At 59.9% G+C, this 14,233-nt stretch carries 13 protein-coding genes; 8 read left to right on the forward strand and 5 right to left on the reverse strand.

Features of this window, described 5'->3' with window-relative positions:
- Positions 1 to 12: 12 nt before the first annotated feature.
- From VD17_RS03550 to VD17_RS03560, 3 genes are read right to left on the reverse strand one after another with little or no spacing between them, the layout of a single operon-like run.
- Positions 13 to 780 carry a heme ABC transporter ATP-binding protein gene (locus VD17_RS03550; protein ID WP_046052709.1) on the reverse strand — a complete coding sequence of 256 codons (768 nt, stop codon included), beginning with the start codon at positions 778 to 780 and terminating at the stop codon, positions 13 to 15.
- On the reverse strand, positions 780 to 1,763 hold the full coding sequence (locus tag VD17_RS03555; protein WP_185753102.1) for a FecCD family ABC transporter permease: 984 nt from the start codon (positions 1,761 to 1,763) through the stop codon (positions 780 to 782). Before VD17_RS03555 ends, VD17_RS03550 begins: the two co-directional genes overlap by 1 nt.
- Before the next feature lie 50 nt (positions 1,764 to 1,813).
- Positions 1,814 to 2,686, reverse strand: a complete 873-nt coding sequence (locus VD17_RS03560) for a heme/hemin ABC transporter substrate-binding protein (RefSeq protein ID WP_046052711.1) — start codon at positions 2,684 to 2,686, stop codon at positions 1,814 to 1,816.
- A gap of 166 nt (positions 2,687 to 2,852) precedes the next feature.
- Here VD17_RS03560 and VD17_RS03565 point away from each other — a divergent pair, with 166 nt between their 5' ends.
- Positions 2,853 to 3,170 (forward strand): Rieske (2Fe-2S) protein, encoded by a 318-nt coding sequence (locus tag VD17_RS03565; protein WP_046052712.1) that lies wholly within the window; start codon positions 2,853 to 2,855, stop codon positions 3,168 to 3,170.
- On the opposite strand, the gene sfsA is transcribed toward VD17_RS03565, so the two are convergent.
- Together sfsA and VD17_RS03575 are read right to left on the reverse strand one after the other, a co-directional pair.
- On the reverse strand, positions 3,167 to 3,880 hold the full coding sequence (sfsA, locus tag VD17_RS03570; RefSeq protein ID WP_046052713.1) for a DNA/RNA nuclease SfsA: 714 nt from the start codon (positions 3,878 to 3,880) through the stop codon (positions 3,167 to 3,169). The two genes, VD17_RS03565 and sfsA, sit on opposite strands and share 4 nt — an antisense overlap.
- The gene (locus VD17_RS03575) at positions 3,880 to 5,052 is read right to left on the reverse strand and encodes a pyridoxal phosphate-dependent aminotransferase (protein WP_033054357.1); all 1,173 of its coding nucleotides are present in this window, start codon (positions 5,050 to 5,052) and stop codon (positions 3,880 to 3,882) included. Before VD17_RS03575 ends, sfsA begins: the two co-directional genes overlap by 1 nt.
- A gap of 332 nt (positions 5,053 to 5,384) precedes the next feature.
- Here VD17_RS03575 and dksA point away from each other — a divergent pair, with 332 nt between their 5' ends.
- From dksA to folK, 7 genes are all read left to right on the forward strand, one after another.
- A complete protein-coding gene (gene dksA / locus VD17_RS03580; protein WP_007902025.1) occupies positions 5,385 to 5,825 on the forward strand; it encodes an RNA polymerase-binding protein DksA in 441 nt (146 codons plus the stop codon).
- A 213-nt stretch (positions 5,826 to 6,038) separates the two neighbouring features.
- Positions 6,039 to 6,935, forward strand: a complete 897-nt coding sequence (gluQRS, locus tag VD17_RS03585; RefSeq protein ID WP_046052714.1) for a tRNA glutamyl-Q(34) synthetase GluQRS — start codon at positions 6,039 to 6,041, stop codon at positions 6,933 to 6,935.
- 77 nt (positions 6,936 to 7,012) lie between these two features.
- Entirely contained in the window at positions 7,013 to 7,189 is a 177-nt protein-coding gene (locus VD17_RS32105) for a hypothetical protein (protein ID WP_003176118.1), read from the forward strand.
- Positions 7,173 to 10,127, forward strand: a complete 2,955-nt coding sequence (locus VD17_RS03595) for a sensor histidine kinase (RefSeq protein ID WP_185753101.1) — start codon at positions 7,173 to 7,175, stop codon at positions 10,125 to 10,127. Before VD17_RS32105 ends, VD17_RS03595 begins: the two co-directional genes overlap by 17 nt.
- Before the next feature lie 22 nt (positions 10,128 to 10,149).
- Entirely contained in the window at positions 10,150 to 11,586 is a 1,437-nt protein-coding gene (locus tag VD17_RS03600) for a sigma-54-dependent transcriptional regulator (protein ID WP_046052716.1), read from the forward strand.
- A 710-nt stretch (positions 11,587 to 12,296) separates the two neighbouring features.
- Positions 12,297 to 13,697, forward strand: a complete 1,401-nt coding sequence (locus VD17_RS03605; RefSeq protein ID WP_008153304.1) for a polynucleotide adenylyltransferase PcnB — start codon at positions 12,297 to 12,299, stop codon at positions 13,695 to 13,697.
- Between the two features lie 3 nt (positions 13,698 to 13,700).
- A complete protein-coding gene (gene folK / locus VD17_RS03610) occupies positions 13,701 to 14,180 on the forward strand; it encodes a 2-amino-4-hydroxy-6-hydroxymethyldihydropteridine diphosphokinase (RefSeq protein WP_046052717.1) in 480 nt (159 codons plus the stop codon).
- The last annotated feature ends 53 nt before the right edge of the window (positions 14,181 to 14,233 follow it).

Here is a 14,233-nt window from a genome sequence, read left to right on the forward strand (position 1 = left end):
TCCATAAAAAACTCAGCGGGCGATGATCAGCGGATGCCCACGCTCCGGGTGCTGCTGCACCAACACTTCCAGCCCGAACACGGCCTTGAGTGGCTCCGGGCGCAACACCTGCTCCGGGGTATCGAGCGCCACCGGGCGCCCGCCTTCAAGCAGTAACAGGCGATCACAATAGCGCGCGGCCAGGTTCAGATCATGCAGGATCACCAGTACCGCCGCGCCGCGATTGGCAAACTCGCGCACGGCTTGCAACGTGGTGTGCTGATGAAGCGGGTCGAGCATCGACGTTGGTTCATCGAGCAACAACGTTTGCCCCGCTTCGCCCGGCCAGAGTTGTGCCAGAACCCGCGCCAGATGCACCCGCTGACGTTCGCCACCGGACAAGGCCAGATAGCTGCGGCCACTCAAATGCCCGGCATCGGCAGCGTGCAATGCGGCGGCAACGATCTCGTCATCGCGGACCCGACCGCTTTGATGCGGCAGGCGGCCCATGCCGACCACCTCTTCGACACGAAAAGCGAAGTCCAGGGTCGACACCTGCGGCAATACCGCCAAACGCTGCGCTCGCGACGTCCCCGTCCAATCGCTCAACTCGCGCTCGTCGAGCCAGACGCTGCCATGATGAGCCTGCAACTCGCCGCACAAGGCGCCGAGCAAAGTGCTTTTACCGGCGCCGTTAGGCCCCAACACACCGAGGACTTCGCCCGGATTGAGATCAAGCGTGATGTCCGTCAGGACAATCTTTCGGCCCCGACGGATTTGCAGATTTTGCGTTCGCAACATCAGGCACGCCCTCTGAGCAATAAATACAGAAAGAACGGCGCACCGATGAAAGCCGTGACAATCCCGATCGGCAATTCGGCCGGCGCCAGGGCCAGTCGCGCCACCAGATCGGCAAACAACAAAAGACTGGCCCCCGCCAATACTGACGCTGGCAATAGCACACGATGATCCGGACCGGCCAGCAGTCGCACCAGATGCGGCACCACCAGCCCCACAAACCCGATCATCCCCGCCGCAGCTACCGCAGCACCGACACCCAACGCCGTGCAAAACACCAATTCGCGCTTGAGCCGTTCGACGTCGATGCCCAGGTGACCGGCCTCCGACTCACCCAGCAACAACGCATTCAAGGCCTTGGCCCGGCGCGGCAGCCACAGCGCCACGCCGGCACTGATCAGCAGTAACGGCCACAGCCGCGAATAGCTGGCGCCATTGAGGCTGCCCAGGTTCCAGAACGTCAGGGTGCGCAGCGTCGCGTCATCCGCCAGATAGGTGAACAGCCCCACGGCGGAACCGGCCAGCGCAGTCAGCGCAATACCGGCCAGCAGCATCGTCGCGACATTGGTCTGCCCGTTACGCCGCCCCAGTCGATACACCAACGTCGTCACGCCGAGCCCGCCGAGAAACGCGCACAGCGATAACAGATAAGGCCCGAAGGATTCGGGCAGTCCGCCGAATACCGAGCCACCGACAATCGCAATTGCCGCGCCCAATGCCGCACCGCTGGAGACGCCGACCAGCCCCGGATCGGCCAGGGGATTACGAAACAACCCCTGCATCGCCACCCCGGACAGTGCCAATACACCCCCCACGGCCAAACCCAACAAGGTTCGCGGCAAGCGAATCTGCCCGAGGATCAGCTCGGCCTGTTCCAGTCCGTCGGGCGCGATCGGGACACCCACCAGTCGCAAGGCTGCACGCATGGTGTCGAACAACGGCAAGCTCACCGGTCCAAGCGCCAACGACAGCCAGATGGCCAACACGCACAGCAGGGTCAGACCAACGAATAAAGCGCGGGGTTTAACCAGGATGGTCATTGGCCGGCCGAACCGGGGTAGAAAGCGTCAGACAGCTTTTTCAACGCCTCGGGTAGCCGCGGTCCCAAGCCCCCGACCAACAAGGTCGGATCAAGCTCCATGACTCGTCTGCCCTTGGCCGCTCGGGTCGAGGACAGGATCGGGTTCTCCTTGAACAACGCCGCACGGGCCGCATCGCCGGACAGCGCACGATCGGCAAACACCAGCACCTCGGGATCCAGACTGACCAGGGATTCAACAGAAAAGGGTTTATAGCCGGTATGCGTGGCCAGATTGTGCCCACCGGCCTGTTGCAGCAACCAATCGGCGGCGGTGTCCTTGCCGGCGATGAGCGGTTTACCGCCCGCGTGGCCAAGCAACAACAGCACGCCCGGCGATTTTTCCTTCAACTGCGCCCGAGTGACCCGGATCTTTTGTTGATCGAGTTGCTGTTGATAGGTCTGAAACACCTGCGAAGCCTGATCTTCTGTGCCGAGTAACTTGCCCAAATGCTGCAAATTACCCTGCAAGGTCGGCAGGTCCGGCTGGGCCGAGAAAAGTTCGACCTGCACGCCTGCACTGCGAACCTGCGAAAGTACCGGTGGCGGTCCCATTTCCTCGGTACCGACGAGTATCTGCGGGCGTAAGCTCAAGATGCCCTCCGCCGACAATTGCCGCTGATACCCGATGCTTGGCAATGCCTTGAGCGATTCCGGGTGCTGACTGGTGGTGTCGACACCGACCAGTTTCGATTCACCGCCCAGTGCGCTGATCCATTCCGATAAAGCTCCACCGGCACTGACCCAGCGTTGTGGCAACTCGGCCGCTGCGGCGTGGTGGCTGACTAGGAGTCCGACACAGAGCGCAGCAACGCGGGTACTCAGGCGCATAAACAGCTTCCTTTAAGGGTTTTCCCGGGCATCGAGATGACAGGCCAAGTATCCTCGGCATCTGGCACCTGAACCCGACAGGCAAGGCAGCCATTTGATAATTGTTTGCATTTGAACGTCAAGCTCGGACATATCCAGTCACGAGCCGCAGGACTTGAGGATAGACATGAAGTTTCTTTGTGCAGGCGTTGAGCTGGCCGATGCCACCAGTCGCGGCTTTGACATCGACGGCCAGAAGCTCTTTGCCGTACGCCGTGGCGGCCAGGTTTACGTCTACATCAATCGCTGCCCGCACCGTGGCGTCGGACTGGAATGGAAGCCTGACCAGTTTCTCGATCCCAGCAACAGCCTGATCCAGTGCGCGACCCACGGCGCACTGTTTCTGATCGAAGACGGGGAATGCGTCGCCGGCCCTTGCGCTGGCCAGTCCCTGACCACTGTCGCCTGCCGCGAAGACGAGCAAGGGATCTGGGTCAGTCTTTAGCCATTCAGCAACACGTCCAGACGCCGATCGACCACCATTTCTTCGTGGGTCAAGTGCACGCCATAGGCCAGCACCTCGACCCCGCACGACACCGCCTCACGCAAGGCTGCGGCGTAGGCCGAATCGATTTCTTCTGCAGGACGCACGGCGTCGATGCCGCTGAGATTGACGCAATACAACTGCACTGCACGAATTCCATCCCGGGCCAGATGCGCCAATTCGCGCAAATGCTTGGCCCCGCGCTGGGTCACAGCATCGGGAAACGCTGCCACCGAAGAACCATCGAAGCCCAAAGTGACGCTTTTGACTTCCACATAAGCCGGCCCGCTCGGGTAATCGAGGCGGAAGTCGATGCGGCTGCTTTCCTGACCGTAGGCCACTTCGCGCTTCAGTTCGGTAAAGCCGTTCAATTCGGTGATGACGCCGGCTCGCAGTGCTTCTTCGATCAAGCCGTTGGCCCGCCCGGTGTTCACACAAAACAAGCGCCCCTGAGGGGTTTCGCCGATTTCCCAGGTGCCGGGCAACTTACGCTTTGGATCGTTGGAACGGCTGAACCAGACCTGCCCGCCTTCGACCTGGCAATTGAGCATCGAACCGGTGTTCGGGCAGTGAATGGTCAGCAACTCGCCGCCAACAGTTTCGATATCGGCGAGAAAACGCTTGTAGCGACGAATCAAACGGCCTTCTTCGAGGGGAGGATGAAAACGCATCAGCCTTGCCAGCTCTTCAAGCCGCGCGCGATCCGCTCGACCGCTTCTTGTAGGCGCGGAAGACTTTGGGTGTAGGCAAACCGCACATGATGGCCGGCCTGATAACGACCGAAGTCCAGCCCCGGAGTAATCGCCACGTGTTCGGTTTCGAGGAAATGTCGGCAGAACGCGAAGGCATCGCCGCCGAACTTGCTGATATCGGCATACAAGTAGAACGCGCCTTCAGGCTCAACGGCGATACCAAAGCCCAACTCTCGCAGGGCTGGCAGCAGGAAATCCCGACGACGACCGAATTCGGCGCGTCGTTCTTCCAGAATACTGATCGTGGCCGGTTCGAAGCAGGCCAAAGCGGCATGCTGAGCCATGCTCGGGGCGCTGATGTAAAGGTTCTGGGCGAGTTTTTCCAGCTCACCGACCGCCGCTTCAGGCGCCACCAGCCAACCAAGTCGCCATCCCGTCATCCCGAAATATTTGGAAAAACTATTCAGTACAAAGGCGCTGTCATCGACTTCCAGCACACTGGCCGCATCGGTGCCGTAGGTCAGACCGTGATAGATCTCGTCCACCACCAGATGACCGTGACGCTCCTTGATCGCGGCAGACAAGCCCGCCAGCTCATCGCGGGTCAGAATCGTCCCGGTCGGGTTGGCTGGCGACGCCACCAGGGCGCCGACGCTGTCTTGATCCCAATGGCGGGCAATCAGGTCCGGCGTCAGTTGATAGCGCACGTCTGGTCCTACAGGAACAAGCTGCGCTGCGCCTTCCACCAGCCGCAAAAAGTGCCGGTTGCACGGGTATCCCGGGTCCGCCAGCAGCCAGTGCTTGCCCGGGTCCACCAACAAGGCGCTGGCCAGCAACAACGCGCCAGAACCGCCAGGCGTGATGAGGATTCGCTGCGGGTCGATGTTCAAACCGTAACGCTGCTGATAAAAGCCGGAAATGGCCTCACGCAACTCGGGAATGCCGCGCGCCGCGGTGTAACGGGTCTTCCCCGCCGTCAGGGCGGCCTGGCCGGCCTGAATGATCGGCTCGGCGGTGGTGAAGTCGGGTTCGCCGATTTCCAGGTGAATCACGTCGTGACCAGCGGCTTGCAGTTCATTGGCCCGCGCCAGCAGCGCCATGACATGGAAAGGTTCGATCGCGCGACTGCGGGCACTGTAGGACTGAGCCATTAGCCTTCCTTCAACGGGAAAAAAAACTGATTCTACCCAAGCGCAGGAACGAGCGAGAACCTAAAGCGGTCAGACCGTTATAACTCCGGTCTCAAACGACTCAAGCGTGTGTCTCAGGTTTGACTAAAATCAATAATTGATCAGGTCTCCAGCACCGCCAGACAAGGCTTTGCAATCATTTGCAAGCACAGCGGGCCACTACCTCGACATCCGGGAGTAGCGCGGTCCGATTTGATCTGGTAAGTTCGCCCGCTTGCAGCCGCAGGGCCGGCAGGTGTCGGTGATGGAGCAATCCTGCGCAATGGATTACAAGAGTAGAGGCGGTCCATTTCATGCCCACCCAAGCAAAGCAGCAAAACCAGTCGATCAGCGGCTTCGAACCCTACAAAGAAGTGAAGGGTGAGGAATACATGGGCAAGCCCATGCGCGCTCACTTCACCAAGATCCTGAATAAGTGGAAACAGGACTTGATGCAGGAAGTCGACCGTACGGTTGATCACATGAAAGACGAAGCGGCCAACTTCCCGGACCCGGCAGACCGTGCCAGCCAGGAAGAAGAATTCAGCCTCGAGCTGCGTGCTCGTGACCGCGAGCGCAAGTTGATCAAAAAGATCGACAAGACGCTGCAACTGATCGAAGACGAAGAATATGGCTGGTGCGAGTCCTGCGGCGTCGAAATCGGCGTCAAGCGACTGGAAGCCCGCCCTACCGCCGACATGTGCGTTGACTGCAAGACCCTGGCGGAAATCAAGGAAAAGCAAGTCGGCAAGTAATCTCGACTTGAACGAAAAACGGAGCGTGCGAACGCTCCGTTTTTGTTTCTGACATTTGCTGATACCTGCTGTGACTTTAAGATCGCCATCGCGAGCAAGCTCGCTCCCACATTTGATCTGCGGCGTTCACAAATCCAGTGTGGGAGCGAGCTTGCTCGCGATGGCGGTATCAAGCCGTGCGCTTATCAGGCGCCAACAAAGTAATATCCAGCCATGACTGCCATCACCTCTTCCACCTACATCGGGCGCTTCGCCCCCACGCCCAGTGGACATCTGCATTTCGGTTCGCTGGTCGCAGCGCTGGCCTCGTACCTCGACGCGCGTTCGGTGGGTGGCCGCTGGCTGATGCGCATGGAAGATCTCGATCCACCACGGGAAGAGCCCGGCGCTCAAGCGGCGATCCTTAAAGCCCTGGAAAGCTACGGTTTCGAGTGGGATGGTGAAATGGTGCGACAGAGTGACCGGCACGATGCCTACGCCGAAGTCCTCAATCGCCTGTTCAATCACGGCCTGGCCTACGCGTGCACCTGCTCACGCAAGACACTAGCGCCCTATCACGGGATTTATCCAGGGCTGTGCCGCAACGCCGGTCATGACACTAAAGATGCTGCGATTCGCCTGCGTGTCCCCGAGCTGGAATACCACTTCATCGACCGGGTGCAAGGCGAATACCGCCAACACCTGGGCCGTGAGGTCGGCGATTTCGTGATCCGTCGCCGCGACGGGCTCTACGCCTATCAATTGGCGGTGGTGCTGGACGATGCCTGGCAAGGCATTACCGATATCGTCCGTGGCGCCGACCTGCTCGACTCCACACCGCGCCAGCTCTACCTGCAAGAACTGCTCGGCCTGCCGCAACCGCGTTATCTGCATATCCCGCTGATCACCCAGCCTGATGGCAACAAGCTCGGCAAGTCCTATCGTTCGCCGCCGTTGACCGAAGATCAGGCGACTCCCTTGTTGCTGCGTGCATTGCGCGCACTGGGGCACAATCCCGGTGCCGAGCTGGCTTACGCCACCCCACGGGAAGTGTTGAACTGGGGCATCGCCCACTGGGATGCAGTGTTAATCCCGCGCACACTCAACCTGCCCGAAGCGCAACTACAGTGATCACACTTGCAGTAGCGCGCCCATCCGTTACCATCGCCGCACGTTTTCGGGCACGCGCATAAAAAAGAGAGGCCGGGATGTACATCTATCGCTTGGTCCTGCTCCTGGTAGTGGGGATTTATCTGTTCTCCCCAGCCATCATGGATTGGTGGATCGACGCCACTGGCGCCTGGTATCGCCCTTATCTGCTCTGGCTGATTCTGATCGTCGTGACCTTCATCCTGCAGAGCCAAAAAGATGCCGATGAGCTTTAGCCTGACCCAGATGATCCTGATCAGCGCCGCGTACCTGGCGGTGCTGTTCGGCGTAGCCTGGATCAGCGAACGGGGCATGATCCCCCGGGCGATCATTCGCCACCCGCTGACGTACACTCTGTCGCTGGGCGTGTACGCCAGTGCATGGGCGTTTTACGGCACGGTGGGCCTGGCCTATCAATACGGCTACGGTTTTTTGTCCAGCTACCTGGGCGTCTCCGGCGCGTTTCTGCTGGCACCGGTGCTTTTGTATCCGATCCTGAAAATCACCCGCACGTATCAGCTGTCGTCGCTAGCCGATCTGTTCGCCTTCCGCTTCCGCAGCACCTGGGCCGGCGCGCTGACCACGATCTTCATGCTGATCGGTGTGCTGCCGTTGCTGGCGTTGCAGATTCAGGCGGTGGCCGACTCCATCGGCATCCTCACCCGCGAGCCAGTGCAGCATCGCGTGGCCCTGAGCTTCTGTGCACTGATTACCCTGTTCACCATCTTCTTTGGCTCGCGCCACATCGCGACCCGCGAGAAACACGAAGGCCTGGTGTTCGCCATTGCGTTCGAGTCGGTGATCAAACTGATCGCCATCGGCGGCGTGGGTCTCTATGCGCTCTACGGCGTGTTCGACGGCCCGCAACAGCTGGAACTGTGGCTGCTGCAAAACCAGACCGCCCTCGCCGCCCTGCACACCCCGTTGCAGGAAGGGCCGTGGCGTACGCTGCTGCTGGTGTTCTTCGCTTCGGCGATCGTGATGCCGCACATGTACCACATGACGTTTACCGAAAACCTCAACCCGCGCTCGCTGGTCAGTGCGAGCTGGGGCTTGCCGCTGTTCCTGCTGTTAATGAGCCTGGCGGTACCGCTGATTCTATGGGCCGGACTGAAACTCGGCGCCACCACCAACCCGGAATACTTCACGCTGGGCATTGGTATCGCAGCCAACAGCAAGGCGTTGGCGCTACTGGCCTATGTCGGCGGTTTGTCGGCGGCCAGCGGGTTGATCATCGTCACCACCTTGGCCCTGTCCGGGATGGCCCTGAACCATTTGGTGCTGCCGCTCTACCAACCGCCGGCAGAAGGCAATATCTACCGCTGGCTGAAGTGGACTCGCCGGGGGCTGATCGTCGCGATCATCATGGCCGGTTACGGTTTCTACCTGCTGCTGGGCGCGGAACAGGATCTGGCGAATCTGGGCATCGTCGCCTTCGTCGCCACCCTGCAATTCCTGCCGGGCGTGCTGTCGGTACTGTACTGGCCGACCGCCAACCGCCGTGGTTTCATCGCCGGTTTGCTCGCGGGGATTCTGGTGTGGCTGGTGACCATGCTGCTGCCACTGGTCGGCAACCTGCAGGGCTTTTACATCCCGTTGCTGAACATGATCTACGTGCTGGACGACACCAGTTGGCACATGGCAGCGATCGCCTCGCTGGCCGCCAACGTGCTGATGTTCACCTTGATCTCGCTGTTCACCAACGCCAGCCCGGAAGAAGCCAGCGCCGCTGAAGCCTGCGCCGTGGACAACGTGCGTCGCCCGCAACGCCGCGAATTGCACGCCGCGTCGCCTCAGGAATTCGCCACGCAACTGGCAAAACCCTTGGGTGCCAAGGCTGCGCAGAAAGAAGTCGAACAAGCACTGCGCGACCTCTATCTGCCATTCGACGAGCGCCGGCCATATGCCTTGCGCCGCCTGCGTGACCGCATCGAAGCCAACCTGTCCGGCCTGATGGGCCCGAGCGTGGCGCAAGACATGGTCGAAACGTTCCTGCCCTATAAGGCGGGTGGCGAGAACTATGTCACCGAAGACATCCACTTCATCGAAAGTCGTCTTGAAGATTACCACTCGCGCCTGACCGGGCTTGCCGCCGAACTCGATGCCCTGCGCCGCTATCACCGCCAGACCTTGCAGGAATTGCCGATGGGCGTCTGCTCGCTGGCCAAGGATCAGGAAATCCTCATGTGGAACAAAGCCATGGAGGAGCTGACCGGGATTGCCGCGCAACGTGTGGTGGGTTCACGCCTGAGCACCATTGCCGATCCGTGGAAAGAACTGCTGCAAGGCTTTATCAATCTGCCGGACGAGCATTTGCACAAACAGCACTTGGCCCTCGACGGCCAGACCCGCTGGCTGAACCTGCACAAAGCGGCGATCGATGAACCGCTGGCCCCAGGTAACAGCGGCTTGGTGTTGCTGGTGGAAGACTTGACCGAAACCCAGATGCTCGAAGACAAACTCGTGCACTCCGAGCGCCTGGCCAGCATCGGTCGACTCGCGGCGGGCGTGGCCCATGAAATCGGCAACCCGATCACTGGCATCGCCTGCCTGGCGCAGAACCTGCGCGAAGAGCGCGAAGAAGACAGTGAACTCAAGGAAATCAGCGGGCAGATCCTGGAGCAGACCAAACGCGTGTCGCGCATCGTTCAGTCGCTGATGAGCTTTGCCCACGCCGGCAGTCATCAGCACAGTGATGAGCCCGTCTGTCTGGCCGAAGTGGCCCAGGATGCCATCGGTTTGCTAGCCCTGAACCGACGCAATTTCGAAGTGCAGTTCTACAACCTGTGCGACCCCGATCACTGGTGTGAAGGTGACCCGCAGCGACTCGCGCAAGTACTGATCAACCTGCTCTCAAACGCCCGCGACGCCTCGCCTCCCGGCAGTGCGGTGCGGGTCAAAAGCGAAGCCGGCGAACACACGGTCGATTTGATCGTGGAGGACGAAGGCAGCGGTATTCCGAAGAACATCATGGATAGATTGTTCGAACCTTTCTTTACCACCAAGGATCCTGGCGAAGGCACCGGTCTGGGCCTTGCACTGGTCTATTCCATCGTTGAAGAGCATTATGGACAAATCACCATCGACAGCCCGGCTGATGTTCAAAGCCAACGCGGCACCCGTATCCGGGTGACCTTGCCGCGTCATGTCGAAGCGACGTCCGCTGTGAACTGAGACCGTCGAGAGTATCGAATCAATGCCGCACATTTTGATCGTCGAAGACGAAACAATTATCCGCTCCGCCTTGCGCCGCCTGCTGGAACGTAACCAGTACCAGGTCAGCGAAGCCGGTTCAGTGCAGGAAGCACAAGAACGCTTCACCATTCCCACGTTCGACCTGATCGTCAGTGACCTGCGTCTGCCTGGCGCGCCTGGCACCGAGTTGATCAAACTCGGCCAGGGCACTCCGGTGCTGATCATGACCAGCTACGCCAGCCTGCGTTCGGCGGTCGACTCGATGAAGATGGGCGCGGTGGATTACATCGCCAAGCCTTTCGATCACGATGAAATGCTCCAGGCCGTCGCGCGAATCCTGCGTGACCGTCAAGCGGTGCAAACCAGCGGTGAGCCGGTCGCCGGTAAAGCCGGTAATGGCGCCGCGAAACCGGGCGCCAGCAACAACAACGGCGAAATCGGCATCATCGGCTCCTGCCCGCCGATGCAGGATCTGTACAGCAAGATCCGCAAAGTCGCGCCAACCGACTCCAACGTCCTGATCCAGGGCGAATCCGGCACCGGTAAAGAACTGGTGGCGCGCGCCCTGCACAATTTGTCCAAACGCGCCAAGGCGCCGATGATTTCGGTGAACTGCGCGGCCATTCCGGAAAGCCTGATCGAGTCCGAACTGTTCGGCCACGAAAAAGGTGCGTTCACTGGCGCCAGCGCCGGGCGTGCCGGTCTGGTAGAAGCGGCCGACGGCGGCACCTTGTTCCTCGACGAAATCGGCGAACTGCCACTGGAAGCCCAGGCTCGCCTGCTGCGCGTGCTGCAGGAAGGTGAAATTCGTCGTGTGGGTTCGGTGCAGTCACAGAAAGTCGATGTGCGCCTGATCGCCGCGACTCACCGGGACCTCAAGAGCCTGGCGAAGATCGGCCAGTTCCGTGAAGACTTGTATTACCGCCTTCACGTGATCGCCCTGAAATTGCCGGCCCTGCGCGAACGTGGCGCCGACGTCAACGAAATCGCCAACGCGTTCCTGGCGCGGCAGAGCGCGCGGGTCAACCGCACTGATCTGAAGTTCGCCCCGGATGCCGAGCAGGCGATTCGTCATTACTCCTGGCCGGGTAACGTTCGAGAGCTGGAAAACGCCGTAGAACGCGCCGTCATCCTGTGCGAGAGCCCGGAGATTTCCGCCGAGCTGCTGGGGATCGACATCGAACTGAGCGATCTGGACGATGACGATTTCATCGGCCTGCCTCCACAACAGGGCAGCACCGCCGGTAACAATAGCCATGAGCCGACCGAAGACCTGTCACTGGAAGACTACTTCCAGCACTTCGTCCTCGAGCATCAGGACCACATGACCGAAACCGAGCTGGCCCGCAAACTCGGGGTCAGCCGCAAATGCCTGTGGGAACGCCGTCAGCGCCTGGGTATTCCGCGGCGCAAGACCGGGGTCGCCAGCGAGAGCTGAACGCCACCTGTAAGGCGTGCGGGTAACACGTGACTTTGTGAAAAAACTGTTACCTCAGATTTTTCACGTAACAGAAGCCGGGGCTTACGGTAACGAAGCCCCGGTTTTTTTTGGCCTCTGAAAAGCTCATCAGCCGGTCTAACCCCCTGTTTTGCTGGGCTTCGCAAAAGTTGGCACGCACCCTGCTATATGTTTGGTACAAGAACAATAACAAGCAATGCACAAGACAATAAAAATAAGACGTATCGACTCACGCACAATAAAAACAAGACGGCGAGAGGCGCAGCTAACTGATTCTTTTGGAGAGGCGTTGTATTTGGGGCTTGCCCCACGACCAGGCTGAGAACAACAAAAAACTGTCACAAGACAGAGCCCGAACTGGTTGGATCGCAAGATCACTGCAACACAGCGACCAAAGCAATCCGTTTGCTCTTGGCTCCCGATTGGGAGGGTCATGAAGGAAAAACTTCATGGCGAGGGCACTCAACAAAAACAAGAAGCCCGAATCAAAAATAAAAATAGAGCACGCAACTACTTTCTTGGGGAGCTTCGGCTCCCCTTGTAGTTTCTGGCGTTTAGACCCGCTACAAGCCCCTGCTTCAAGCGCTTGCGCAGCTTCCTACACCATCCCCCGACTAAATGCTAGAATCCCCGCCCATCATGCGGTCATTCTTCGTTTTGGCCGAACATTCCTTCAAACAGTGCATCCCATGCTGAAGAAGCTGTTCCAGTCATTCCGTTCTCCCAAGCGTCATACGCAACACATTCGCAGTACGCCTGAAGTGCTCAACAGCGGCCAACATTCGCTGCAAAAGGCCCAATTCAGTCGCTACGCGGTGAACATCGTCGAACGCCTGCAGAACGCCGGTTATCAGGCTTACCTGGTCGGCGGCTGCGTGCGTGACATGCTGCTCGGCATCACGCCGAAAGATTTCGACGTCGCCACCAGTGCAACACCTGAACAGGTGCGAGCCGAATTCCGCAACGCGCGGATCATCGGTCGTCGCTTCAAGCTGGTGCACATCCACTTTGGCCGCGAAATCATTGAAGTCGCGACCTTCCGCGCCAATCACCCGCAAAACGATGAAGAGGAAGACAGTAACCAGTCCTCACGCAACGAGAGCGGGCGCATCCTGCGCGATAACGTCTACGGCACACTGGAAGAAGACGCGCAACGCCGCGACTTCACCATCAACGCCTTGTATTACGATCCGGTCAGCGAGCGCATCCTCGATTACGCCAACGGCGTACACGACATCCGCAATCACCTGATCCGCCTGATCGGCGATCCGAAGCAACGCTATCAAGAAGACCCGGTACGGATGCTGCGAGCCGTGCGCTTCGCCGCCAAGCTGAATTTCGGCATCGAAAAACACAGCGCCGCGCCAATCCGTGAACTGGCGCCGATGCTGCGCGAGATTCCATCAGCCCGCCTGTTCGAAGAAGTGCTCAAGCTGTTCCTCTCCGGCCATGCCGCGGACACCTTCGAGATGCTGGTCGACCTGCAGCTATTCGATCCGCTGTTCCCGGCCAGTGCCGAGGCCCTGGAATACAACCCGACGTACACCCACACGCTGATCAGTGAAGCGTTGATCAACACTGATCTGCGGATCAAACAGAACAAACCGGTGACCCCGGCGTTCCTGTTTGCGGCGCTGCTGTGGCCTGCCCTGCCGGCTCGTGTATTGCGCCTGCAAGAACGTGGCATGCCGCCGATTCCAGCGATGCAGGAAGCGGCTCACGAGTTGATTGCCGAACAGTGCCAGCGCATCGCGATTCCGAAACGCTTCACCATGCCGATCCGCGAGATCTGGGACATGCAGGAGCGTCTGCCACGCCGCAGCGGCAAGCGCGCCGACCTGTTGCTGGACAACCCGCGATTCCGTGCCGGTTACGACTTCCTGCTGCTGCGCGAAAGCGCTGGCGAACAGACTGATGGCCTGGGCGAATGGTGGACGGATTATCAGGACGCCAACGACAGCGAACGTCGCGACATGATCCGCGACCTCAGCGGCAAGGATGATGGCACCGGCGCACCACGCAAACGTCGCCGCAGCGGTGGCGCCAAGCGCAAACGCACCGCCGGCGCACCGAGCGCCACGGGCGAGTAATCCATGGAACGCATCTACATCGGCATGGGCAGCAATCTGGCTGACCCCGCCGAACAATTGCGCAGCGCCGTCGAGGCGCTGGCACAGTTGCCGCAGACCGAACTGATCGGGGTGTCCGCGTTTTATCAGAGCGACTCGCTGCTGCCCGGCCAACCGCGTTACACCAATGCAGTTGCCGCCCTCGACAGCACACTCCCACCTCTGGAGCTGCTGGATGCGCTGCAAGCCATCGAGAACGGACAGGGCCGCGAGCGCCTTGAACGCTGGGGGCCGCGTACGCTGGATCTCGACATCGTATTGTTCGGTGATCGACTGATCGATGAACCTCGCCTCAAGGTGCCTCACTACCATATGCAGGAACGAGCCTTCGTTCTCTATCCACTGGCCGAACTGGCGCCTGCGGATTTGCGTCTGGCTGATGGTCGCAGCCTGAGTGATTTGCTCGCTGCCTGCCCGTTCGTCGGCCTGGAGCTCCTGCCCTGAATTGACGCCCCCCCCTGTAGGAGCGAGCCTGCTCGCGATAGCGGTTTAACATT

Origin of the sequence: Pseudomonas fluorescens, from assembly GCF_000968015.1 — a bacterium.
In the GTDB taxonomy this organism is placed as follows: Bacteria; Pseudomonadota; Gammaproteobacteria; order Pseudomonadales; family Pseudomonadaceae; genus Aquipseudomonas; species Aquipseudomonas fluorescens_W.

Excerpts from the sequence above, each read along its gene's own strand:
- VD17_RS03550 (WP_046052709.1), bottom strand. The coding sequence starts at position 780 with ATGTTGCGAACGCAAAATCTGCAAATCCGTCGGGGCCGAAAGATTGTC.
- VD17_RS03560 (WP_046052711.1), bottom strand. The coding sequence starts at position 2,686 with ATGCGCCTGAGTACCCGCGTTGCTGCGCTCTGTGTCGGACTCCTAGTC.
- VD17_RS03565 (WP_046052712.1), top strand. The coding sequence starts at position 2,853 with ATGAAGTTTCTTTGTGCAGGCGTTGAGCTGGCCGATGCCACCAGTCGC.
- sfsA (WP_046052713.1), bottom strand. The coding sequence starts at position 3,880 with ATGCGTTTTCATCCTCCCCTCGAAGAAGGCCGTTTGATTCGTCGCTAC.
- VD17_RS03575 (WP_033054357.1), bottom strand. The coding sequence starts at position 5,052 with ATGGCTCAGTCCTACAGTGCCCGCAGTCGCGCGATCGAACCTTTCCAT.
- dksA (WP_007902025.1), top strand. The coding sequence starts at position 5,385 with ATGCCCACCCAAGCAAAGCAGCAAAACCAGTCGATCAGCGGCTTCGAA.
- gluQRS (WP_046052714.1), top strand. The coding sequence starts at position 6,039 with ATGACTGCCATCACCTCTTCCACCTACATCGGGCGCTTCGCCCCCACG.
- VD17_RS32105 (WP_003176118.1), top strand. The coding sequence starts at position 7,013 with ATGTACATCTATCGCTTGGTCCTGCTCCTGGTAGTGGGGATTTATCTG.
- VD17_RS03595 (WP_185753101.1), top strand. The coding sequence starts at position 7,173 with ATGCCGATGAGCTTTAGCCTGACCCAGATGATCCTGATCAGCGCCGCG.
- VD17_RS03600 (WP_046052716.1), top strand. The coding sequence starts at position 10,150 with ATGCCGCACATTTTGATCGTCGAAGACGAAACAATTATCCGCTCCGCC.
- VD17_RS03605 (WP_008153304.1), top strand. The coding sequence starts at position 12,297 with ATGCTGAAGAAGCTGTTCCAGTCATTCCGTTCTCCCAAGCGTCATACG.
- folK (WP_046052717.1), top strand. The coding sequence starts at position 13,701 with ATGGAACGCATCTACATCGGCATGGGCAGCAATCTGGCTGACCCCGCC.